Annotated in this window: 19 protein-coding genes and 1 pseudogene; 10 read left to right on the top strand and 10 right to left on the bottom strand. The window is 51.6% G+C overall.

The features are described from left to right. The first annotated feature begins 2 nt into the window (after window positions 1-2). Complete coding sequence (cyaB, locus tag K5621_RS04825; protein ID WP_221050581.1) at window positions 3-560, top strand: class IV adenylate cyclase; 558 nt, start codon at window positions 3-5, stop codon at window positions 558-560. A gap of 1 nt (window position 561) precedes the next feature. Here cyaB and K5621_RS04820 read toward each other — a convergent pair whose 3' ends face one another. The 5 genes from K5621_RS04820 to K5621_RS04800 form a co-directional block, all read right to left on the bottom strand. After that, window positions 562-1,515: a D-2-hydroxyacid dehydrogenase gene (locus tag K5621_RS04820; RefSeq protein ID WP_221050580.1), complete on the bottom strand. Its 954-nt coding sequence runs from the start codon at window positions 1,513-1,515 to the stop codon at window positions 562-564. Window positions 1,516-1,537: 22 nt separating this feature from the next. Further along, window positions 1,538-2,152 (bottom strand): outer membrane beta-barrel protein, encoded by a 615-nt coding sequence (locus tag K5621_RS04815; RefSeq protein WP_028781623.1) that lies wholly within the window; start codon window positions 2,150-2,152, stop codon window positions 1,538-1,540. 58 nt (window positions 2,153-2,210) lie between these two features. Next, a complete protein-coding gene (gene djlA / locus K5621_RS04810) occupies window positions 2,211-2,984 on the bottom strand; it encodes a co-chaperone DjlA (RefSeq protein WP_028781624.1) in 774 nt (257 codons plus the stop codon). A gap of 86 nt (window positions 2,985-3,070) precedes the next feature. Continuing rightward, the gene (gene murU / locus K5621_RS04805; protein ID WP_221050579.1) at window positions 3,071-3,754 is read right to left on the bottom strand and encodes an N-acetylmuramate alpha-1-phosphate uridylyltransferase MurU; all 684 of its coding nucleotides are present in this window, start codon (window positions 3,752-3,754) and stop codon (window positions 3,071-3,073) included. Beyond that, window positions 3,751-4,782 (bottom strand): aminoglycoside phosphotransferase family protein, encoded by a 1,032-nt coding sequence (locus K5621_RS04800; protein WP_221050578.1) that lies wholly within the window; start codon window positions 4,780-4,782, stop codon window positions 3,751-3,753. The genes murU and K5621_RS04800 overlap by 4 nt, the downstream gene beginning before the upstream one ends. 158 nt (window positions 4,783-4,940) lie before the next feature. Between K5621_RS04800 and lptD the strand changes: the two genes are divergently transcribed. The 7 genes from lptD to K5621_RS04765 all read left to right on the top strand — a co-directional run bounded on the left by lptD (window position 4,941) and on the right by K5621_RS04765 (window position 13,881). Beyond that, complete coding sequence (lptD, locus tag K5621_RS04795) at window positions 4,941-7,253, top strand: LPS assembly protein LptD (protein WP_221050577.1); 2,313 nt, start codon at window positions 4,941-4,943, stop codon at window positions 7,251-7,253. A gap of 114 nt (window positions 7,254-7,367) precedes the next feature. Continuing rightward, the gene (surA, locus tag K5621_RS04790; protein ID WP_221050576.1) at window positions 7,368-8,672 is read left to right on the top strand and encodes a peptidylprolyl isomerase SurA; all 1,305 of its coding nucleotides are present in this window, start codon (window positions 7,368-7,370) and stop codon (window positions 8,670-8,672) included. A gap of 5 nt (window positions 8,673-8,677) precedes the next feature. Then, window positions 8,678-9,664 carry a 4-hydroxythreonine-4-phosphate dehydrogenase PdxA gene (pdxA, locus tag K5621_RS04785; protein ID WP_221050575.1) on the top strand — a complete coding sequence of 329 codons (987 nt, stop codon included), beginning with the start codon at window positions 8,678-8,680 and terminating at the stop codon, window positions 9,662-9,664. Window positions 9,665-9,679: 15 nt separating this feature from the next. Beyond that, a complete protein-coding gene (rsmA, locus tag K5621_RS04780; protein ID WP_071237044.1) occupies window positions 9,680-10,486 on the top strand; it encodes a 16S rRNA (adenine(1518)-N(6)/adenine(1519)-N(6))-dimethyltransferase RsmA in 807 nt (268 codons plus the stop codon). Window positions 10,487-10,545: 59 nt separating this feature from the next. Then, complete coding sequence (apaG, locus tag K5621_RS04775; RefSeq protein WP_100145014.1) at window positions 10,546-10,926, top strand: Co2+/Mg2+ efflux protein ApaG; 381 nt, start codon at window positions 10,546-10,548, stop codon at window positions 10,924-10,926. Window positions 10,927-10,939: 13 nt separating this feature from the next. After that, window positions 10,940-11,761, top strand: a complete 822-nt coding sequence (locus tag K5621_RS04770; RefSeq protein WP_221050574.1) for a symmetrical bis(5'-nucleosyl)-tetraphosphatase — start codon at window positions 10,940-10,942, stop codon at window positions 11,759-11,761. Window positions 11,762-11,859: 98 nt separating this feature from the next. Further along, on the top strand, window positions 11,860-13,881 hold the full coding sequence (locus K5621_RS04765; protein ID WP_100145018.1) for a methyl-accepting chemotaxis protein: 2,022 nt from the start codon (window positions 11,860-11,862) through the stop codon (window positions 13,879-13,881). A gap of 265 nt (window positions 13,882-14,146) precedes the next feature. On the opposite strand, the gene K5621_RS04760 is transcribed toward K5621_RS04765, so the two are convergent. Next, window positions 14,147-14,743, bottom strand: a complete 597-nt coding sequence (locus K5621_RS04760) for a DUF6624 domain-containing protein (RefSeq protein ID WP_221050573.1) — start codon at window positions 14,741-14,743, stop codon at window positions 14,147-14,149. 302 nt (window positions 14,744-15,045) lie between these two features. After that, the gene (locus K5621_RS04755) at window positions 15,046-16,023 is read right to left on the bottom strand and encodes a transposase (RefSeq protein WP_221050572.1); all 978 of its coding nucleotides are present in this window, start codon (window positions 16,021-16,023) and stop codon (window positions 15,046-15,048) included. Between the two features lie 81 nt (window positions 16,024-16,104). On the opposite strand from K5621_RS04755, the pseudogene K5621_RS04750 reads away from it, so the two are divergent. Continuing rightward, window positions 16,105-16,269 (top strand): annotated as a pseudogene (locus tag K5621_RS04750) (IS4 family transposase); the annotation flags it as partial. 233 nt (window positions 16,270-16,502) lie between these two features. Here K5621_RS04750 and K5621_RS04745 read toward each other — a convergent pair. Then, window positions 16,503-17,480, bottom strand: a complete 978-nt coding sequence (locus K5621_RS04745) for a transposase (protein ID WP_221050571.1) — start codon at window positions 17,478-17,480, stop codon at window positions 16,503-16,505. A gap of 495 nt (window positions 17,481-17,975) precedes the next feature. Between K5621_RS04745 and K5621_RS04740 the strand changes: the two genes are divergently transcribed. Then, window positions 17,976-18,947: an IS110 family RNA-guided transposase gene (locus K5621_RS04740; protein ID WP_221050570.1), complete on the top strand. Its 972-nt coding sequence runs from the start codon at window positions 17,976-17,978 to the stop codon at window positions 18,945-18,947. 15 nt (window positions 18,948-18,962) lie between these two features. Here the strand turns inward: K5621_RS04740 and K5621_RS04735 are convergent, their stop codons facing one another. Both K5621_RS04735 and K5621_RS04730 read right to left on the bottom strand, forming a co-directional pair. Further along, complete coding sequence (locus tag K5621_RS04735; protein ID WP_045590234.1) at window positions 18,963-19,589, bottom strand: LysE family translocator; 627 nt, start codon at window positions 19,587-19,589, stop codon at window positions 18,963-18,965. Between the two features lie 101 nt (window positions 19,590-19,690). Further along, window positions 19,691-20,044, bottom strand: coding sequence for a 2OG-Fe(II) oxygenase family protein (locus K5621_RS04730; protein ID WP_221051120.1), 354 nt, complete (start codon window positions 20,042-20,044; stop codon window positions 19,691-19,693). Between the last annotated feature and the right edge of the window lie 1,334 nt (window positions 20,045-21,378).

The following is a 21,378-nucleotide window of genomic DNA, read 5'->3' as shown; positions in this document are numbered from 1 at the left end:
CCATGAGCCAGCATTTTCAGGGTAAGTATGAAGTGGAACTCAAGTTCCGTCTGAATGAATCTTGCAGCAAACAACAACTGCTTGAGCGCCTCAATGCCATGGAGCATGAGTGCATGTTTGCCGATAATCAGGAAGACGACTGCTACTTCGATACCCCGGATGGTCAACTGGCCGCGGCGGACAAGTCACTGTGCATCCGGGAGATGCAGCCATCCAACAATCTGCTGTGGATCCTCAAGGGCCCGGGAGCGGATTGCTGTGAAGCGGTCAATATCTCGGATGCCGCCAGGGCCCGCAGCATGCTCAGCGCCATGGGCTATGTGCCGGTGCAGCGGCTGCAAAAACGCCGCAGCATCTACTTTATCGGCAAGTGGCATATGACGCTGGACAGCCTGGCGGGGCTCGGCGATTTTGCCGAGCTGGCGATCATGACCAACGATAGCGATAAGCTGGAGCAGCTTCGCAGCGAGCTTTGGCAACTGGCGGCCCGGTTCGGGCTGACCCAAGCCATGTTGGAATCCCGCTCCTATCGGCAACTGTGCCGCACTAAACCTTATTGAGTTAAACCTGGTTAACTGAGTTTCCACCAATAAAGGCGCGCAGATTGTCCACGGCAATATCCAACAGCTTCTGCCTGGCTTCTAGCGTCGCCCAGGCATTGTGCGGACTTATGCTGACTCCTTTGGCATTGAGTAAGGGGTTATCCGGCATAGGGGGCTCACTGGAGAGCACGTCCACTCCGGCCAGCAACTTGCCCTGATTGAGTGCTGTGGCAAGCGCAGTTTCATCCACCAGCCCGCCACGGGCGGTATTGATCAAAATCACCCCTGGCTTTAACAGCTGCAGCGAGTCTTGATTGATCATCTTCTCGGTCGCCGCGGTCAGCGGGCAGTGCAGCGAGATCACATCGGCTTCACTATACAGCTGCTCCAGTGGCGCCCAGCTGATGCCTTCGGCCAGGTCATGGCGCTCGGTTCGGGTATGCAGCAGCACCCGCATCCCCAGCGCCCGGGCAATATTCGCCACTCGCGAGCCTATATCACCATAACCGACAATTCCCATCACCTTGCCCGAGAGTGACATCAGCGGTGACAGAGTAAAACAGAAGTCGGCGCACTGGCTCCAAGCCCCCGCCGCCACAGCCTGGTGGTGCTGCGCCACTTGTTGGGTGTGATACAAGAGATGGGCAAAGACCATCTGCGCCACCGCATCCGGACCATAGCCAGGCACATTGGTGACCGTGATGCCTAGGTCACCGGCGGCCTTTAAGTCAACCACATTGGTGCCCGTGGCAAGAATGCCTACGTACTTGAGTCCGGGCAGCGCCGCCAGTTGCTGCGCCCCAAGCACTGTCTTGTTGGTGAGCAGAATATCGGCGCCTTGGGCGCGCTGCAGCACAAGCTCAGCCGGGGTTCTGTCATAGACGTTAAGCTCCCCAAGCGCCTTGAGTGGCGACCAATCGAGATCGCCAGGATTGAGACAAAAGCCATCCAGAACCACTATTTTTAAGCTCATACTCACCTCTTTGTTACCCCACTCAGAAACGGTATCTTAACCCCAGATTGACCTGTCCCTGCCACAGGGTATCGCCCTTGATATGCCATAAGCACTGATTGGCATCGCAAAACAGGCTGCTGTCGCTGTTTATCAGGGTCGCATAGCCGCGCACATCGGCAAACAGGGATAGCTGCTCCAGCAGTTGATAATCCAGCCCCAGTCCAAGCCCCATGGAAAAACGGGTTTCGTTGCTGCCAAGCTCGGGACGCAATTGCGTCAAACCGGCGCTGGCGGTGACATAGGGCCGCAGCTTATCTTTGGGGAAATAGAGCGTGCCCCCCAGATGCAGATAATCGACGCTGAGATCCATCAGCTTGTCAGTGCCCGGGAAACCGCTGCCACTGAGCTCAGTGCCCTGATGGGAGTAAAGCAGATACATGTCACCCGGCTCTGACGTCGTCAGCCCCAACATAAAGCCAAAATGACCGGCCTCGGTAATATCCGCACTACTGTTGTTATTAACCGTGCTTTCGCTGGACCTATAGTCCAGATCATTGCCGCCAAAGCTGTAACCGCCGAACGGCGCAACAAACACTTCGGCCTGAGCCTGACCGCTCAGGGCCAATAACAAGGGAATTGAATAAGCAAGTTTCATGGCGCTCTCCTTGGGTGAACTCTCTTTAACAACATGAGCCGACACCCAAGGGCGAGGCTCAGCGCATTCCTCTACTGCTCTTGACCCTGTCGTAAGCCGCCTGAATATCCTGAGCCTTACGCTTGGCCAACTCCATCATCTCTTCCGGTAAGCCCTTGGCTACCAACTTATCCGGATGGTGTTCATTCATCAATTTGCGATAGGCGCGTTTGATGTCCTGATCGCTGGCGGATTCTGACAGCCCCAAGACTTCATAGGCATCGGCAACCGATGGTCTGTGATCGCCGGGAGCTTGTTGAAAACGCAGCTCTGCCTGCCAACGCTTGAGCAGTTCATCGAGCTGAAAGCTGCTGAATCCCAGCTCTCTGGCAATCACCTGCAGTATTGCATATTCCTTGTCCTGCAGTTCACCGTCAGACAGGGCAGTCTGGATTTGAATTTCCAGAAACATCTGCTGTACTTCCCGGCGGCCAAAGGTGATGCGCCGAAAGCGGCGCAGGCTGGCTTCCAGTTCAAAGTCCGGCTCCTTGCCCTCGCGAAACGCCTGCTGGGCGTCTTTTCGTGCCGTGCCGCTGAGGCGCAGCATATCCATCAGACTGGTGGCCATGCGGATATCATTTTCGGTCACCCGCCCCGAGGCCTTGGCGATATGCCCCATAACGGCAAAAGTGGTGTTGAAGAACTGTGCCTGCCGACTGCCCCCCGGTAGGCCCTGAGAGGCCGCCATCCGCTTGTCATATAGATGCCCAAGCCAGATCCCCAGCAAGGCGCCGAAGAAACGCCCGAACATAAAGCCAATGACACCGCCGAAAAATTTACCCCAAATACGCATCTGTTATCCCATAGTGCGCCCGTGCTTGGCCGGGCCAATACTCAATCTTGAACTGTCTTGTCTTGCGTCCGCTTGCGCGCTCGTGGTTAAACAGCCCCTTTAGCCTGCCTAAGCTCCAGCTGTTGCAACCTGTCCAGTGTGCCGACATCACACCAGTAACCCGTGAAATGACTGCCACTGATAAGCCCCTGCGCCATCTTTTGCCGCAGCAGCGGCGCCAAGGCAAAATGTGTCTCTGCTACCCCATCGAATAATTCGGGGCGATATATTCCCACCCCGGAGAAAGTGTACCTGGGCGCGCCCCTGTCACTGACTCGCGAATCGCCGAATGTTTGCGGCAGCAAGGCGAAGTCTCCCTCGGGATGCTGCGCCGGGTTATCCACCAGAAACAGGTGCGCCAGCGTATCTGCAGCCAAATTGGGCAGCTCAGGCATGGCGTCGATAAACACATCGCCGTTAATCACCCAAAAAGGTGCATTACCCAGCAGCGGCAGGGCCTTTTTGATCCCGCCGCCGGTTTCCAGCGCCTCAATCTCACGGCTGTAATGAATCGTCACGCCCAAACGGCTGCCGTCTCCCAGCCGTTCAATTAGTTTGTCTGCCTGCCAGGCGCAGTTGATCACCAACTCGGTCACGCCCATAGCGGCCAAACGTTCAATGTGATACTCAATTAAGGGCTTACCGGCCACTGTCACCAGAGGTTTAGGCAGCTTGTCGGTCAAGGGACGCAGACGCTCCCCTCTGCCGGCTGCCAGAATCATCGCCTTCATTTATGCTCCTGTGGCTCTGCTTGTGGTGACTGTTGTTGAGTCAGCGGCAATAACCTCTGCCTGACCCAGGAGGAAAGCGCCTGCAACTGAGGATAACGCTCGCAGATATCGGCCACATAGCCGAGTGTAAGCGGTATATCCTTGAGATAACCTGACTTGCCATCTCTGTGGTGCAAACGGGCAAAGATACCCGCCGCCTTCAGGTGTCGCTGCACTCCCATAAGATCGAACCAGCGACTGAAGGTGGCAAAATCCACATCTTTGCCAACCAACCCCAGCTCGCGACACTGTTCAAAGAAGGCTTTGAGCAGCGGCTCGACTATCGCATCCGGCCAACGTATATAGCAATCTCTCAGCAGCGAGACTGCATCATAGGTCACAGGCCCCAACACGGCATCCTGAAAATCTATTACCCAAAGCTTACCCTCTTTAAGCATCAGATTACGGCTGTGAAAGTCCCTGTGCATGCCGACCTGGGGTTGCACAAGCGCGCTGGCCGTCAAAATAGCAAAGCTTTCGGCCAACATAGTATGCTCAGCGGCTGTCAGGGAGACTTGCCAGTGTTTATCCAGCAGCCACTCGCTGAAAATCGCCAGCTCGCGTTCGACAAAGGCCGCATCATAGTCCGGCAAGGGGCCAAGCTCACTTTCCCGCACCGCCGCGATATCCGGCAAAATTGCCAGCGCCTTGAGATACCAATCACTCACATTGGTTTCGGTCAACTCGGGCAACAACAAGTTATCGCCAAGGTCCTGCTGCAAAATAAAGCCCGCTTCCTCATTGAACTCAAGCACCTTGGGCACCCGAATGCCCGCTTGGTGATACGCCCGCGCCAAGGCAATAAAGGGCTTGTTATCCAATAAGTTGGGAGGAGAGTCCGTGACTATGTAATCACAACCATCGACATTGAGACGAAAATAACGCCGAAAGCTGGCATCACCGGAAATCAGCTTGGCTTGCAAAGGCTTACCGAAAAGTTGCTGCAACCAGCACGACATGGAAAGAAATCTGGGATCAGACAAGGTCATCTCATGGCTCTTGACGAAAAATTGCTTTATTATACCGAGGTAAAAAACAGGAAACAGCCAATAAATACAGAGTTTTTTGGCTGCGTTGCCCGAGGCAGGATGCAACTTTTCCCTCCGAATACTTGTCCAGACAAAGAAATCTAAATAATTGACCTAAGATGCAGATCCGATATTTTCTGGCATTGAGCCTTTTACCTCCCCTGACGCTGGCTGAAACCCTTCCTCAGGAGGGCGGCAACAACGCTCAATGTGTTATCTTGCCTCCGGTTCCCTATCATCAGGATGGGGAAAGCAGCGGCCCTTTGGCCGATCAAAAAATACAGATCCATTCTGACGCCTCTTCGGCGCAATTGGGACGAGAGGCGACCTTCGAAGGCAATGTGACCTTTTCTCAGGCCGGGCGCAAAATTTCCGCCGAAAGAGCCACGGTCAACCAGCAGGAGCAGCAGTTAACCGCTCAGGGCAACCTGGTTTTTCAAGACCCGCTGTTTACCGTGACCGCCGACTCGCTGATGGCGCAGATGCGTTCCAATAACGCCACCCTTGAAGGGGCGCAGTACTGGCTCCATGGTCAACAAGTTCACGGGGATGCCCAGAAACTGGAAATTACCCAGAACAACAACCTGGTATTGAACAACACCAACTTCACTACTTGCCCACCGGATAATGTCTCCTGGCTACTGGAAGCCGAGAAGATCAAAATCGACAGCAAGGAAGAGTGGGGTGAGATCTGGGATGCCAAACTCAGAATAGGTGGCGTGCCGGTATTCTATATTCCCTATATGACAGTGCCGGTTTCGGAAAAACGCAAGACAGGTTTCCTGTTCCCCAGCTTCAGTTCCAGCACCACCAACGGGGTGGAATTTGCCGCGCCGTTTTATTGGAACATAGCGCCAGAGTACGATCTGACCTTTACCCCGCACTATATGTCGTCGCGGGGCTTGTTCACCAAGACAGAATTCCGCTATCTGCTGGGCGATAACGGCGACCGGCAAACGCCTACCGGCCAGTTCAACCTGGAATACCTGGGCAGCGATAACATGCTCGATGGCAGCCCCAACCGCTATATGTATCACTGGGAACACAGCGACGCCTTGGATGAGAACTGGCGGGTGTTAGCCAACTATACCGATGTCTCGGACAACAACTACTTCAACGATCTCAACTCAGATGTCAATCGTGCCACCGATAACCAGTTGTCCCGGGTTGGTGAAATCGCCTATTTCACCGACAACTGGGACTTCAATGCCAGGGTGCAGGACATCAAGGTACTGGGCAATGAAGAGCGGCCCTACCAGGTGATGCCGCAGCTGAACTTCAACTACCGCACCCCCGGGGTGTGGCAAGGCCTGGATTTCAACTTCGCCTCCGAGATAACCAACTTCCGCCACAGAGAAGACAGTTACACCACGGCAACCCGGGTACATATGGAGCCCAGCATCAGTCTGCCAATCCATGGCCCGGCAGGCTCACTGACCAGTGAAGTCAAGTTGATGCAAACCAACTACTGGCAGCACAATATTCAGCAGCCCGAGTTGGATGACAGTGTCAGTCGTACCTTGCCCCAGGTGAGGGTTCACGGTCAGATAAACTTCGAGCGTTATACCGAATACTTCGACCAGAACTACCGCCAGACGCTGGAGCCGCAGTTCCAATACCTGTATGTCGGCTATGAAGATCAGTCCAAAATCGGTCTCTATGACACGGGTGAACTGCAGCAGGACTATTTCGGCCTGTTCCGCGACCGCCGCTTCTCGGGTCTGGACCGTATCGCCGATGCCAACCAATTGACCCTGGGTCTGACCACCCGCCTGTTTGATGAGCGTAACCTGGAACAGCTGAAGTTCAGCCTAGGTCAGATCATCTACTTCAAAGACAGTAAGGTCAGCCTCTATGAGGATGAACTCACCGAGCAGCCGTCGACTTCGGTACTGGCCGCCGAGCTGGATGCCAGAATCTACAAAGACTGGTTTGTCAGCGGCGCGATTCAATACGATACCCGTAACAGTGCCAACAAGAAGAGCGAAGCAACTCTGGACTACCGCCCTGGCCCCAATAAGCTGTTGCAATTCAGCTACCGTTACGTGCCGGATCTGCTCAACAGCAACACCAACGACAGAGTGGATATCTCCCAGGCTGGTTTCCGTACCACCTGGCCTATTACTGATGAACTCTATTTTGTCGGCAACTGGTATTACGATCTCAAAGAGGAACGCTCGGTGGAAAGCTATACCGGCTTCCAGTACGAGTCATGCTGCTGGGCAGTACGTTTGAGTTACCACTACCGTATCAAGACCAACTATGAGGACGACCTCAGGACTGCCGCCCCCAACGAGCGCGAAATGTTCGAAACCGGCGTCTACCTCAACTTTGTGATCAAAGGCCTCGGCGGCTCAGGCCCCCTGGGGGTCAGCGACATGCTGGATGAAGGTCTGTTCAACTACCGCAAACCACTTTATCTGAGGAATTAATCAAGATTTGTGGTAGATTGCTGAACCTCGGACAGGACAGAGAGTCCAATCTGGACAACCCAGGCCGCTGCCATCGGTGGCCAACGAAACGAAAATGTGGCAAGGATTTTGTGGATGAAACCCTGTAAGAAACTGATTTTTGGATTTTTTGCTCTAGTCATGAGCCAGGCTGCCCTGGCAGCACCACAGCTGCTGGATCGCGTTGCAGTGCAGATCAACGACGGCATAGTACTGGAAAGCGAAGTCCAGAACATGATCGACACTGTCAAGGCCAACGCCAAGGCCGCCGGCCAGAGCCTGCCTTCGGATCAGGCGCTGCGCACCCAGGTTATTGAGCGTTTGATCCTGACCCGCCTGCAACTGCAGATGGCCGACCGTATCGGCCTGCATATCGGGGATCTGCAGCTGGACCAAACCATAGAAAACATTGCCAAACAACAGAACATGACGGTCGCCCAGATGCGCGCCACGATTGAAGCCGATGGCAACAGCTTCAGTCAATACCGCGAGCAACTGCGTGAAGAAGTGACCCTGGGTGAAATCCAGCGCATTCAAGTGCAGCGCCGAATTCAGGTTTCGCCCCAGGAGATCAACAGCCTGGTGAAACTGATCAAGGAACAGGGCCTGAAAGACGTGGAATATCAGGTTGGCCATATACTGATCGAAGTGCCTTCCAACCCTAACTCAGAGCAACTGGAAGCAGCCAGCAAACGCGCCAATGCCGTGCTGGAGCGCCTGAAATCCGGTGCCGACTTCCGTGAAACCGCCATCGCGTCTTCCGCCGGTCCCAAGGCACTGGAAGGCGGTATCTGGGATTACATGAACATCAATGAGATGCCTACCCTGTTTGCCGAAGTCATCACAGATGCCAAGAAAGGCGACATCATAGGCCCCATCAAGAGTGGTGCCGGTTTCCATATCATCAAGATCATGGATGCTCGCGGCCTACAGACCAAAGAGGTCGAGGAAGTCAGAGCCCGCCACATCCTGCTCAAGCCTTCACCGATTCTGTCTGAAGACAGAGCCAAGGCGATGCTGCAGCAGTTCCTCAAACAGATCCGCAGCGGCGAAGCCAAGTTTGAAGATCTGGCGCGCCAGTATTCGGAAGATCCCGGTAGCGCCACCAAAGGCGGAGAACTGGGCTGGGCGGATCCAAGCATCTATGTGCCCGAGTTCGCCCAGACACTCAACAACCTGAAGCAGGGTGAAATCAGTGAGCCGTTCCGTTCAACCCACGGCTGGCACATCACTCAGCTGGAAGAGAGACGCAAGACAGATGCCACAGAACAGTTCAACACCAACCGTGCACATCAATTGATCTTCCGCCGCAAATTCAACGAAGAGTTACAAAACTGGCTGGACGAAATGCGGGCCGATGCATACATTGAACTCTTCGCCCCTGAAACGGATAGAGGTTAAGCAGCTTGAACATTAAACGTATTGCCATTACTCCCGGAGAGCCAGCCGGCATAGGTCCGGATCTGGTAGTACAGCTGGCGCAGCGCGACTGGCCGGCCGAGCTGGTCGTGTGCGCAGATCCTGCCTTGTTGCAGGCGCGTGCCAAGATGCTGGGGCTCAGTCTCCAGCTCAAGCCTTATCAGCCAAGCCAAGCGGCCAAGCCTCAGCAGGCCGGTAGTTTGACCATAGTACCCTTCACTATGGCCTGTGAGCCTCGCTGCGGCGTGCTCAATGAACAAAACAGCGCCTATGTGGTCGACACCCTGCGTTATGCGGGTGAAAAGAATATGAACGGCGAGTTTGACGCCGTGGTGACAGGTCCGGTTCACAAGGGCATTATCAACCAGGCCGGGATCCCCTTCTCCGGCCATACCGAATTTTTTGCCCATCAGGCCGGTTGCCAGGATGTGGTGATGATGCTCGCCTGCCCCGGTCTACAGGTAGCCCTGGTGACCACCCACATCCCATTGGCTTACGTCTCCAAGGCGATCACCCGTGAACGCCTGCATCAGATCATCAAGATACTGCACCAGGATCTGGTGAATAAGTTTGCCCTGGACAACCCCAAGATTTATGTCTGTGGCCTTAACCCCCATGCCGGTGAAGATGGCCATTTGGGTCGGGAAGAGCTGGATGTAATCATCCCGGCGCTGAACGAACTCAGAGAGCAGGAACAGATGCGGATCATAGGCCCTTTGCCTGCCGATACCCTGTTCCAACCCAAGTATCTGCAAGACGCCGATGTGGTACTGGCCATGTACCACGACCAAGGCCTGCCTGTGCTCAAGTCTCAGGGCTTTGGCAAGTCGGTCAACATTACGCTGGGCCTGCCCTATATCCGCACTTCGGTGGATCACGGCACGGCACTGGAACTCGCAGGCACGGGCAACGCCGATATCGGCAGCTTCGTCTGTGCACTCAACAAGGCCATAGAACTGGCCGGTAAAAACTGATCCAACTGAGTATCAATGAGCAATAAAGTACACTTAGGCCATACCGCCAGAAAACGTTTCGGACAAAACTTCCTGACCGATGACAATGTGATCAACCGTATTGTGGCGGCTATCGCCCCGGATAATGAGCATGTGATGGTCGAAATCGGCCCGGGTCTGGCGGCCCTGACCGAACCTGTGGCCAGTGCCATCGACAAGCTGACCGTGGTCGAGCTGGATAGAGATCTGGTAGAACGCCTGAAGCAGCATCCTGTGCTGAAAGACAAGCTGGAAATTCACCAGGGTGATGCGCTGCAGTTTGACTTCAACAAGCTGATGGTCGAGGGCAAGAAGCTCAAGGTCTTTGGTAACCTGCCATACAATATCTCCACACCGCTGATGTTCCATCTGTTCGAATATGCCGAGCAGATCACCAACATGCACTTCATGCTGCAAAAAGAGGTGGTGTTGCGGCTTTCGGCCAGCCCGGGCAGCAAGGCCTATGGCCGCCTCACCGTCATGGCTCAATACTATTGCCAGGTAGTGCCGGTACTGGAAGTGCCCCCAGGCAGCTTCACGCCACCACCTAAGGTCGACTCTGCCGTAGTGCGCCTGGTGCCCTATGAAACCAAACCCTGGCCGGCCAAGGACGTTGCCATGCTCGGCAAGGTAACCAGCACCGCCTTCAACATGCGCCGCAAGACCCTGAGAAATAACCTCAAGGGGCTGCTTGATGATGCCGATTATGAGACCCTGGGAATCGATCCCGGCCTCAGACCCGAGCAGATCAGTGTCGAGCAGTATGTTGCCATCGCCAATTTGCTGAGCGACCGTCAGGCGTAACATCCGGACGCCGGGCGGCGTCCTTCCTTTCCATCAGAGATTTTGGCCAGGAACTTAAGATGAATCCCCAGAAGAGCCGTATCAGAGTCGAGGTGCAGACCCACTACATAGAACACCAGTCTGCACCGGATGAAGACAAGTATCTTTTCAGCTACACCATCACCATTATCAATCTGGGTGATGAGGCGGTGACTCTCAAGAGTCGCCACTGGGTGATCACAGATGGCAATGGCCAACAGAGCGAGGTTCAGGGCGCCGGAGTCGTCGGCGAAACCCCGAGGATCAAGCCCAATACCGCCTACCAATACAGCAGCGGCACAGTGCTGGAAACGCCGCTGGGCTTTATGGAAGGCCGTTACCTGATGGAAACCGATGCGGGCGAGAGTTTCTACGCCCAGATCCCTGCTTTCCGCCTGGCCGTACCCGGCCAGGTTCACTAATGGACAGATAACAGTGGCTCACTATTTTGTCGGCGATATTCAGGGCTGTTTCAACGAGTTGCAACACTTACTGGATAAAGTCGATTTCAACCCTTCCCAGGATGAGCTTTGGGCGGTCGGCGATCTGATCGCCCGCGGTCCGGATTCTCTCTCGACCTTGAGATTCTTCCGCGATCTCGGCGATTCGGCCAAGTCGGTACTGGGTAACCATGATCTGCACCTGCTGGCGGTCAAGGCCGGACTCAAACGGGTCAAACCCAGCGACAAGCTGCAACCGCTGTTGGAAGCGGCTGATATCGACAGTCTCATCGACTGGATTAGAACCCAGCCCCTGATGCGCGAACTACCCGAGCATAAACTCATCATGACCCATGCGGGCGTACCGCCCCAGTGGGACATCCAAACCTTACGCCAGGAAGCAGGCGCCGTTAGCCAGGCGCTGCAAAGAGTCGACTATCTCGACAGTCTCATCGCCCGGATGTACACAGAAGAGCCGGAAGACTGGTCCGGTGCGCTCAGCGGCCTGCCTAGACTCAGATACTGTATCAACGCCCTGACCCGGATGCGTTACCTCTATCTCGACGGCACCCTGGACTTCAGCTGCAAGGTGCCGCCGGCTAAATGTGATGACCCCAACCTCAAACCCTGGTTTTTATTCCCATCCAACACCGCCGACTACACCAAGGTCTTTGGCCATTGGGCCGCGCTGATGGGCAAGGTCGAAGGCGAAAGACTGCAGGCGCTGGATACCGGCTGTTGCTGGGGAGAATACCTGACACTCTGGCACCTGGAATCAGATCAAAAAATTACCCAATCCAGGTTAAAAAAAGGTTAAACTTAGCGGACATCGGCCGATAACCATCTGGTAACGTGCCCATGAAAACTAAAAGATTTTTCCCAAGAGAAAAACCATAACCTTTTCCGGAGTAGCCTATGAAGTTGAATGTAGCGACCCGAGTCATAGCAGGGTTTGCCGTAGTCACCCTGCTATTGATCCTGCTTGGTGCGGTTTCCTGGTTTACCAACAATGAACTGAAAAACACCACCGAAGTTCTACAGCAACTGAGTATCCCGGCACTCAAATCAACCGGCGAGCTGGGTGAAACCCTCAGCGAGCAGCAAAGATTGGTTCTGGTGGGTTACCACGTCCCCAAGGCCAATAAACTCCCGCCGCTCCAACAGCAATTTACCAGTCAAAAGCAAAGCTTCAAGGCGCAACTTGCCAGTCTGTCAAAGCTGGTACAGCAAGAGCCCGGGCTCAAAGAGATCCTGCCCCAGGTAGAACGCAATTATCAGGCCTTCATCAACACCAGTGAACGCATGATGGCCGACCACCTCAGCGCCCTAGAGCAGCAGGAAAGCCTCAATAAGCAGCGGGATCAACTGGAAAGCACGGCGGATGATGCCGCCAGTCTGTTGCTGGATCTAATGGATCTGGAACAGAGCCAAGACACTACTGAGCGGGAAATTGCCGCTTCAGCCGCCGCCCTGGACAGCAATGTCACCAATGTGATCAGCACTGTCTACGATCTGGTCGCCACCGAGGATCGCAGCAAGTACGAAATCATAGTCAAAGAACTTAGCTATATCAGCAACGAAGCCGAAGCCAAGCTGGAGTACATCAGTCGTCACGGCGCCGGTGTCATCGATGCCGACATACTCAATGAAATGACCAGCGAGCTTGGCAAACTCAGCCAACATCTCAAAGGCAAAAACTCGATTCAGGCCCAAAAAGCGGCCCAACTCGAGCTCAAGGCCAGCACTCAGGCAGCACTGGAGCAAGTGGAAACCGACAAGAAAAATGTTAATCAGGCAATGGCAGCTCTTTCCGGGGCCATCGAAACCCTAACCAACGAGATCAACGCCAAAACCCTGGCCAGTATCGACTCGGCCAGTATGCAAACCCTATTGGTGGTGCTGGTAGCAATAATGGTGGCCATAGCCGTGAGTATTGCCGTGGTGAAACCACTAACCGCCTCACTCAACCGTATAAATCAGGCATTGAATATCCTCGCTTCCGGTGACTTGACCCATAAGCTGGATGACTCTGGTCAGGATGAGTTTGCCGAACTTTCCCGCAACTGCAACCGCCTTATCGACAGTCTCAGAGGTCTTATTCGCGGCATTTTAGATAGATCCAACCAGTTGGCAGCCGCCGCCGAACAAACCTCGGCGGTCACCTCACAAACCACTATCGGGATCCAGGAGCAGAAGAGCCAGGTCGATCAGGTAGCCACAGCCACCACAGAACTGAGCTCAAGTGCCCAGCAGGTATCCCACAGCGCCGATCACGCTCTGAGCCAGATTAAACAGGCCGATGAAGAAGCTCAGAATATGCGAATCATTGCCGAGGAAAACCGCCGCACCATAGAAGCGCTGGCCGACGAAGTCGCCAAGGCGGGGCAAGTGATCAACAAGGTGCATTCCGACAGCGATGCCATAGGCTCGATTCTGGATGTTATTCGAGGTGTTGCCGAACAGACCAATCTACTGGCACTCAACGCCGCCATCGAGGCCGCCAGGGCCGGTGAACAGGGACGCGGCTTTGCCGTTGTGGCCGATGAGGTACGCAACCTCGCCTCCCGCACCCAGGAATCGACCCAGGAGATCCAGCAGATGATCCAGGTGCTGCAAACCGGCACCCAAGAGGCGGTCGCTGTCATGGAACAGGGCCGCGCCCAAGCCAACTCCTGCGTCGCCAAGACAGAGCAAGCCAATCAAGCTCTGGAAGCCATCAGCGAATCTGTACATCAGGCTTTCGATGCCGGAACCCAAATCGCCAACGCCGCTCAGGAACAGAACCTGGTCAGCCAGCAGGTTTCAGAAAAACTGGAACATATTGCACTGATTTCGGAAGAAACCGCCTCAGGCGCCGATCAGACCGCCCAATCCAGCCATCAGGTAGCACAACTCGCCGAAGAGTTGCAGGCTTCGGTTGGCGAGTTCAAAGTCTAATCTTAAAACCATCGGCCGTCTTCCCCAGGAGGTTTTGTCGCGGGGACGACGGCCGACATAACTTTCAGCTCAAAATAGCCAAATAACATTGATTGGGCTTCCGGTGACGGATGTTTCATTGCCTGCAGCGGGGATGGGCTGGGAGCCCGAATGCGGTGAATAACACCCGGTTATGGGGCGGAAAATGCTTGGCTATAATTTAGGAACGAAGTGACGCAAGCCAAGCTTTTTTGCGTCCCAGCATAAACCGTTTGTTATATGCACTTTAATTCAGATCTATTTCTGGGTGATCTTTGATGCCATACATTTCTTCCATAAGTTTCTTATAAAATTCTAAAGGTGGCATGTTCATTTCAGCCCTTCTTTCATCCACTGTATCAATGTCTGAAATGGGCATAAAAGCTATTTCACCATTTTTAACATCTGCTTGTGTGCCATATATTTGCTTTTTGCCCATACGGATAAGTACACGATCAGTTAATAACGCTACTTCCTGTCCTGATACGCCTTCGTTGCTTAAGTAAGATTCCTTTAAAATAGGGAGCATCCTTTCTTGGAACTCAGTGTCTGGTGAATGCTGAATTATAAGAAAAGCAGCCCCTATACCTTCTTTTCCTACCTCAACATCAGTAAACCATTTTCGTTCGCTCAATATTGCTTTGAGCTTTTTTGTATTCTCATGGTCGACAGTTGATAATTTGGTATGGAGATTTTTTGGAGCTTTGTCCCAGCCAGCTTCGCCTAATTGTTTGCGTACTGATTGGTCCAATTTTGCCATTTCTAAGAGTTGAGACTGTAATACTTTGTCTATCTCGGCATTAGCAAAAGAAGGAATGAGGAGAAGTAAAAAAAGTAAGCGCATTTTCGAAATCCTTTTGTGCATATAACGCCAAAAAAAATCAAGCCACCCATTATAAAACAATCAAAAAAAATCAAAAAAAAATCAAGCCACCCATTATAAAACAATAACCTAATCTTCTTTCTGTCTATGTTCAAGCACCGTTAGGGGATTTGAACACACTAAGGTCGAAAGATATCCGTGAGTTGCAGAGGTTTGATGAAGTCGAACCGATTTCACGCAAAAATGCGAGATTTGAGCCGTGCTAGCCCCACCCATGGTTCAGGGGGTTTCAATGACTGCGGTTGAGATAAATAGCGTGGGGTTCAAGCCGTTTGAAAGTATTGACAGCTGGTTGCAAAATGCCGTCGTCGCTTCTCCAAGTGTTCGCAGTAACAGCTGAGCTCTTGCAAGGTGCCTACTGGCCCACGAAATAGTCTTCCAAATTCAGTGGTAAGCTTGAGCCAATTATCATGAGGAATATTCAACCGCGTCAGTAGCTTGGTACTCTTTTCACTTATCGAACCTCGCTTATCATCGCGAATACAGCGCCCGGTATCATCCACCAATTCAAGATAATCTTTGAGCCCAAACGCAATACCACTGCGCAGGTTATCGCATTCATTGCCGATAAAGGGCAGTAGCTTGGCGGGTTGTTCGCATTTCAAGGCTGCATGAATACGTAGCCGAATGCTGGTATGCTCTGATTGCTCAGGCGTATCGGCCATCTTGGCTCTGATGGGGTTGAGGTCAACGTAAGCCATGCAGGTTAACACTGCGGCTTCATCGAGTAAGGCTTGTGACTTAAATCTTCCTTCCCAGAATCGGCCGGTACAGTTATCTTCCTGATTGGCTTGACGCGCTATCGGTTCATTAAGACAACGCATGAACCAACTGATGTCACATAACCTGCTGCGATAAATCGCAATAGTATGCTTCAGCCTGGGGACTTCATACGCTTCAATCAGCTCACCCTGGGTGAATTTGTGGGTTAACTCATCACCTTTAAACAGCTTATGCCATTGCTCAAGCACTTCTCTGTCTGTCCATCGGTTTGCTGTCTCTATATCAATATGCAACACCAGATGCAGATGATTACTCATGATGGCAAATGCCGCCACATCAATGGCAAAAACGGCTTCCAATTCAAACAATAAAGATTCCACCCAACCACGGCGGTGGTCATAATTCTTGCCCGAGTAGGCATCATCACCACACAGAAAGGCACGCCGCACCACGCGGCTGCAACAGTGGTAGTAAGGTGTATCTTCAAGGCTGATTTGAGTTCGGCGAGGGCGCGGCATAATAACCTCCTTGTTAAATGCTTAAACAAAGCATAGTCGAAGACTAACTAGCGCGCCATTAATGCTGGGTGTCCATTTTTACCTGGCAGTCATAACGCCTTCTTGGCGGAGTTGGCACAGGTGCTGCCATCCCATGTTTGTCGACTGATTGTCACCAATGCAGGTTACCGCAATACCTGGTTTCGGGAGGTGGAACGATATGGTTGGTTTTGGCTTGGCCGTGTCCGTGGGGATGTCGGCTTTCTCCTGGCAGAAAAATCAAGCCACCCACTGTAAAACAATAACTTAATCTTCTTTCAGTCTGCGTTCAAGCACCAGTAGGGGATTTGAGCACACTAAGGTAGAAAGATATCCGTGAGTTGCAGAGGTTTGATGAAATCGAACATATTTCACGCAAAAATGCGAGATTTGAGCTGTGCTAGCCCTACCCATGGTTCAGGGGATTTCAATGACTGCGGTTGAGTTAAATAGCGTGGGGTTCAGGCCGTTTGAAAGTACTGACAGCTGGTTGCAAAATGTCGTCGTCGCTTCTCCAAGTGTTCGCAGTAACAGCTGAGCTCTTGCAAGGTGCCCACCGGGCCACGAAATAGTTTTCCAAATTCAGTGGTAAGCTTGAGCCAGTTCTCATGAGGGATATTCAACCGCGTCAGTAGCTTGGTACTCTTTTCACTTATCACGCCACGTTTATCATCGCGAATACAGCGCCCGGTATCATCCACCAATTCAAGATAATCCTTGAGCCCAAACGCAATACCACTGGGCTGATTACTGCATTCATTGCCAATAAAGGGCAGTAGCTTGGCGGGTTGTTCGCATTTCAAGGCTGCCTGAATACGTAGTCGAATGCTGGTATGCGCCGACTGCTCAGGCGTATCCGCCATCTTGGCTCTGATGGGATTGAGGTCAACGTAAGCCATGCAGGTTAACACCGCGGCTTCATCCAGTAAGGCTTGCGACTTAAATCTTCCTTCCCAGAATCGGCCGGTACAGTTATCTTCCTGATTGGCTTGACGCGCTATCGGTTCGTTGAGACAACGCATGAACCAACTGATGTCACATAACCTGCTGCGAAAAATCGCGATAGTATGCTTCAGCCTAGGCACTTCATACGCTTCAATCAGCTCACCCTGGGTGAATTTGTGGGTTAACTCGTCACCTTTAAACAGCTTATGCCATTGCTCAAGCACTTCTCTGTCTGTCCATCGGTTTGCTGTCTCTATATCAATATGCAACACCAGATGCAGATGATTACTCATGATGGCGAATGCCGCCACATCAATAGCAAAAACGGCTTCCAGTTCAAACAGTAACGATTCGACCCAACCACGGCGGTGGTCATAATTCTTACCCGAGTAGGCATCATCACCACACAAGAAGGCACGCCGTACCACGCGGCTGCAACAATGGTAGTAAGGCGTATCTTCAAGGCTGATTTGAGTTCGGCGAGGGCGCGGCATAATAACCTCCTTGTTAAATGCTTAAACAAAGCATAGTCGGAAGCTAACTACCGCGCCATTAATGCTGGGTGTCCATTTTTACTGTGAAAGATGATTTTCTGCCAGTGAAAACATCAGTGTTTCTGTAATCCAGGCAACTAGAGCCTTCACTCAGCAAATAATGGGTGTCTTTGTTATTTTTAAGGTGTGAGCAACGCTACCACCAAAACTAAACCATACCACCGTAAACACCAAACCCAACGATAGAATGAAAAATGCCAAGCGTTGGGAATCACTCTTAAATGCTTTGTATGGATAATAACCAAGCCAAAAGGGTAAAGTGAGACCCAGGCTTTAGCGGCAACTAAAGCTTTCTATGTGGCAGTTCGGTTGAATGCTGGCTCCTCTGTCGAGAGACCGATAACAAACATGAACGCCTCATAGGACTCCAAGCATAAACCTCGAATAGTCGACTGGGTCTCGAACCCGCATTTCGCAAGCAAGAGTTAGCTTATTATGAATACAAACACACTTCAAAACATTAATATTGGTGTTGATACCGGCAAATCACAGCTCGACATTTACATCCGTCCACTCGATGTCTTTTTTACCGTGCCAAACAACGAAAAGGGTATCAAACAAGCCTTAGCTACTATCAAAAAACACAACCCACAGCGTATCGTTATCGAAGCGACTGGGCGCCTAGAAATGCCCTTCGTGTTAGCGTGTACCGAGGCCAAGTTGCCTATTGTTCGTGCCAATCCTGTTCATATCAAACGCTTTGCCGGTGCTATTGGTCGTAGAGCCAAAAATGACCGCTTAGATGCACAGCTTATCGCCCATTATGGTGAAGCCATTAAACCTGATTTGACGGTCATAAAGGCTAAGAACATACGTTTAATGAGTGACTTAGTAATTCGCCGCAATCAGCTGCTCGCGATGCAGACCATGGAGAAAAATCGTATTCAAATTTTGCCTAAGCACCTACATTCGACAATGACCCCCATCCTGACTGCGATAAAAAATCAGGTCTCAAAGATTGAAAATAAGCTTGTCAAACTCATCGAAGATTGCCCCGAATACCAAACTAAAAATACCCTCTTACAAAGCGTACCTGGTATCGGCAATATCGCCGCTGCGTCTATCATCAGCAATGTGCCTGAGTTAGGCTACATTACCAACAAGCAAGCGGCTTCACTCATCGGCGTCGCCCCTATTACACGTGAAAGCGGACGCTACAAAGGGAAACGAGTCATCCAAGGAGGCCGCGCACAGGTGAGAACCGTTTTGTACATGGCCATGATGTCAGCCATGCAATGTAACCCTGTTTTCAAGGACACTTACGCTCGATTACTCGAAGCTGGAAAACCAAAGAAAGTGGCGATTATTGCCTGCGTTCGCAAGATGGTGGTCATCCTAAACTCTATGCTTCGAGATAGCATCATGTGGGACCAAAACATCGCCCAAAATAAAGGATTGACGCCATAGTCGTTTGTTATGCCACTAGCGCTCACTGATTGCGACTTTGCCTGCCAGCCCAATAAGCAGAACTCCCGAGACACCCTCAAGTGCTCGTGAATAACGCTGAGAATTTGATCGACTAAAAACCCAACTACCGACTGAGGCATATAAAACGTTACACAGCGTAGCTAATGCGCTGAAGAGCAAACCAAGCACTAATAATTGCATTGATGCGGAGCCCGTAGATGTATCGACAAACTGAGGTAAAAATGAAAGGAAGAATAGTGCTACCTTCGGGTTCAAAACACTAACAATAACGCCTTGTATAAATACATTTTTGTTGGTTTCAACACTTTCACTAACCACTATTTTACTGCCTCCACGCCACATAGATATCAGAGACTGAACACCTAAATATACTAAGTAAGCGGCACCCAACCATTTTACCGCACTAAAAGCTACAGCAGAGCTGAGGATTATCGCGGACAAACCTAAACACGCAGCTAATGTATGTACAAAGTAGCCAACACCAAGACCAATTGCAGCTTTAAATCCAGTTGCAAGCTTGCCTTTCATTGTGTTTGAGACGATGTAGATTACGTCTGGGCCAGGTATCATATTGATAGCCAGACAAGCGACTACAAATAGTAATATTGCGTTTAAATCCATTTCCTTTCCTCCATGTTGAACGTCTTGTGGCATAACGCCCGCCACAAACGCGAGCAACGTGTTGCGAGTCGAGCCGCGAAGCGGCGTTTTGATGGCGTTTGTTATGTGCCACGAACCCAACCAACACTAAGTAAATAACGATTACCAGAAATTACCTTAGTTACGGAATGTTCACAAATATCTGGCCTAAAAAATTTAATACGTTTGCTGCAATATATTGGAGATGCGCAGATGAACTCTCCGCCTGATTTTGCTTGTTTGAGAACTATATTTAGCCGGTAATGTTTTCCATTTATTACATCATCAGTATGAGGAGGAACCTCACATCCTTCAGGGAATTTAAGCAAATACAAATCAAACTTGATTGGCCATGTAGCTCCGGCCAATAGCATTTTTTCATAACCTGTTTTCTGGCGTCCTTTTTGCCATTTAAATAGATTTCTAAAGATGCTCATAGTTCCTTTGGCACATAACAGCTGTATAGTACGCATGCGCGTTTTAGTCCTCGGAGGAGTGTAAACGCGCATCGCTATCTGTTTGTATTAGCTGGATATAATAGAGTTTAGTACTAATATCCCTTGCAGCTAAACGCGCATGCGCGGTTTCCAAACCTATTATCTACCAGCTGTATTTTTAAGTTTATGAATTTAATGCTATTTTCTAAAATGTTACAGAAATAACGCGCAAACTTAGCTGTAAATTTCCGGCATTTTTCCTGGAACGGCAATAATACTGTATAGAAAATCAGTTATTAGGCGCTTGTCATAAGCGCTCCAAGCCCTGCAACTAAGGGCCTTAAAACCAAGGGCCCTACAACTCAGGCCCGACAAAAAACGTTAAGTAACGCGATGGCTACCGCACGGGTCCAAACTCTGTTCGTCCCAGCATTCCGTTGAAAACGGAAAAGTGTTGTTGCTTTCGGCCTTAAGCTTAAGAAAGTGCTAAAGCTAAGCGTTTGAATTAGTTATACAATACCCAGTACTGAATTTGAAAACAATTAGCCAAAGGTCAAGTTTTGACAAAGGCAACAAAACCCTGATTTAGGTTGTTTTTGCAACAGAATTGACTAGGTGTTTGCATTCTTCCCTTTTTTCGACAGTCACAGTCCCACCTAGTACTGGCCGAGCTTCCGGCCACGGTGTAGCTAATCACCTGCGGTGCGCCTTTCGCACAGGCGATCCTGTGACACGCTGCGAGTACATCCTAGTAAGCTCTGCCTCGCCATCCCTGGCTCGGAAGGTCACAGTTCCGCCTGTGCCTGGGAAATGGGTGTATGTCTGTAGGTATATAAGCAATTTCAAGCAACGCTATGATTGCAGAATTGCACCTATTCCCCCTCGGTGTCGCCGACAGCCGTTGGCGCAAATAACGTGGTTAAGCAGTTGCCCATCGCCTGCGGTGCGCCTTTCGCACAGGCGATCCTGTGACACGCTGCGAGTACGTCCCTGTAAGCTCTGCCTCGCCATCCTTGGCTCGGAAGGTCACAGTTCCGCCTATGCCTGGAAATGAGGTGTATGTCTGCGGACACTTAAGATGTTTCAAGCTACTCAGCGCTAACAGAATTGCCCCCCCTTCGGAGCCGCCGCTGGCGTTGTTGCAAATTGGCGTAGCCGAGACAGGGATGTCGAGGCTCGAAGGTCGAGCAAGGTGAATGTTGCGAAGCAACAAGTTCATGAGCGCGAGCCAAGGAAGGCGAGCTGGCCGTTATGCATGGAGGCATTTGGCGAGTCCTGAGTGTAGCCAATTTGCTTCATAAGCCAGTGGGGATTTCGGCTACGTCGGGGGTCGC

It is taken from the genome of Shewanella carassii, assembly GCF_019670705.1.
Classification (GTDB): domain Bacteria; phylum Pseudomonadota; class Gammaproteobacteria; order Enterobacterales; family Shewanellaceae; genus Shewanella; species Shewanella carassii.
This window is presented reverse-complemented; position numbering and strand designations above follow the sequence as displayed.

Excerpts from the sequence above, each read along its gene's own strand:
- K5621_RS04755 (WP_221050572.1), bottom strand. The coding sequence starts at position 16,023 with ATGCCGCGCCCTCGCCGAACTCAAATCAGCCTTGAAGATACACCTTAC.
- K5621_RS04735 (WP_045590234.1), bottom strand. The coding sequence starts at position 19,589 with ATGGATTTAAACGCAATATTACTATTTGTAGTCGCTTGTCTGGCTATC.
- K5621_RS04765 (WP_100145018.1), top strand. The coding sequence starts at position 11,860 with ATGAAGTTGAATGTAGCGACCCGAGTCATAGCAGGGTTTGCCGTAGTC.
- apaG (WP_100145014.1), top strand. The coding sequence starts at position 10,546 with ATGAATCCCCAGAAGAGCCGTATCAGAGTCGAGGTGCAGACCCACTAC.
- djlA (WP_028781624.1), bottom strand. The coding sequence starts at position 2,984 with ATGCGTATTTGGGGTAAATTTTTCGGCGGTGTCATTGGCTTTATGTTC.
- K5621_RS04740 (WP_221050570.1), top strand. The coding sequence starts at position 17,976 with ATGAATACAAACACACTTCAAAACATTAATATTGGTGTTGATACCGGC.
- murU (WP_221050579.1), bottom strand. The coding sequence starts at position 3,754 with ATGAAGGCGATGATTCTGGCAGCCGGCAGAGGGGAGCGTCTGCGTCCC.
- K5621_RS04745 (WP_221050571.1), bottom strand. The coding sequence starts at position 17,480 with ATGCCGCGCCCTCGCCGAACTCAAATCAGCCTTGAAGATACGCCTTAC.
- lptD (WP_221050577.1), top strand. The coding sequence starts at position 4,941 with ATGCAGATCCGATATTTTCTGGCATTGAGCCTTTTACCTCCCCTGACG.
- K5621_RS04800 (WP_221050578.1), bottom strand. The coding sequence starts at position 4,782 with ATGACCTTGTCTGATCCCAGATTTCTTTCCATGTCGTGCTGGTTGCAG.
- K5621_RS04815 (WP_028781623.1), bottom strand. The coding sequence starts at position 2,152 with ATGAAACTTGCTTATTCAATTCCCTTGTTATTGGCCCTGAGCGGTCAG.
- rsmA (WP_071237044.1), top strand. The coding sequence starts at position 9,680 with ATGAGCAATAAAGTACACTTAGGCCATACCGCCAGAAAACGTTTCGGA.
- cyaB (WP_221050581.1), top strand. The coding sequence starts at position 3 with ATGAGCCAGCATTTTCAGGGTAAGTATGAAGTGGAACTCAAGTTCCGT.
- K5621_RS04760 (WP_221050573.1), bottom strand. The coding sequence starts at position 14,743 with ATGCGCTTACTTTTTTTACTTCTCCTCATTCCTTCTTTTGCTAATGCC.
- K5621_RS04820 (WP_221050580.1), bottom strand. The coding sequence starts at position 1,515 with ATGAGCTTAAAAATAGTGGTTCTGGATGGCTTTTGTCTCAATCCTGGC.
- surA (WP_221050576.1), top strand. The coding sequence starts at position 7,368 with ATGAAACCCTGTAAGAAACTGATTTTTGGATTTTTTGCTCTAGTCATG.
- K5621_RS04730 (WP_221051120.1), bottom strand. The coding sequence starts at position 20,044 with ATGAGCATCTTTAGAAATCTATTTAAATGGCAAAAAGGACGCCAGAAA.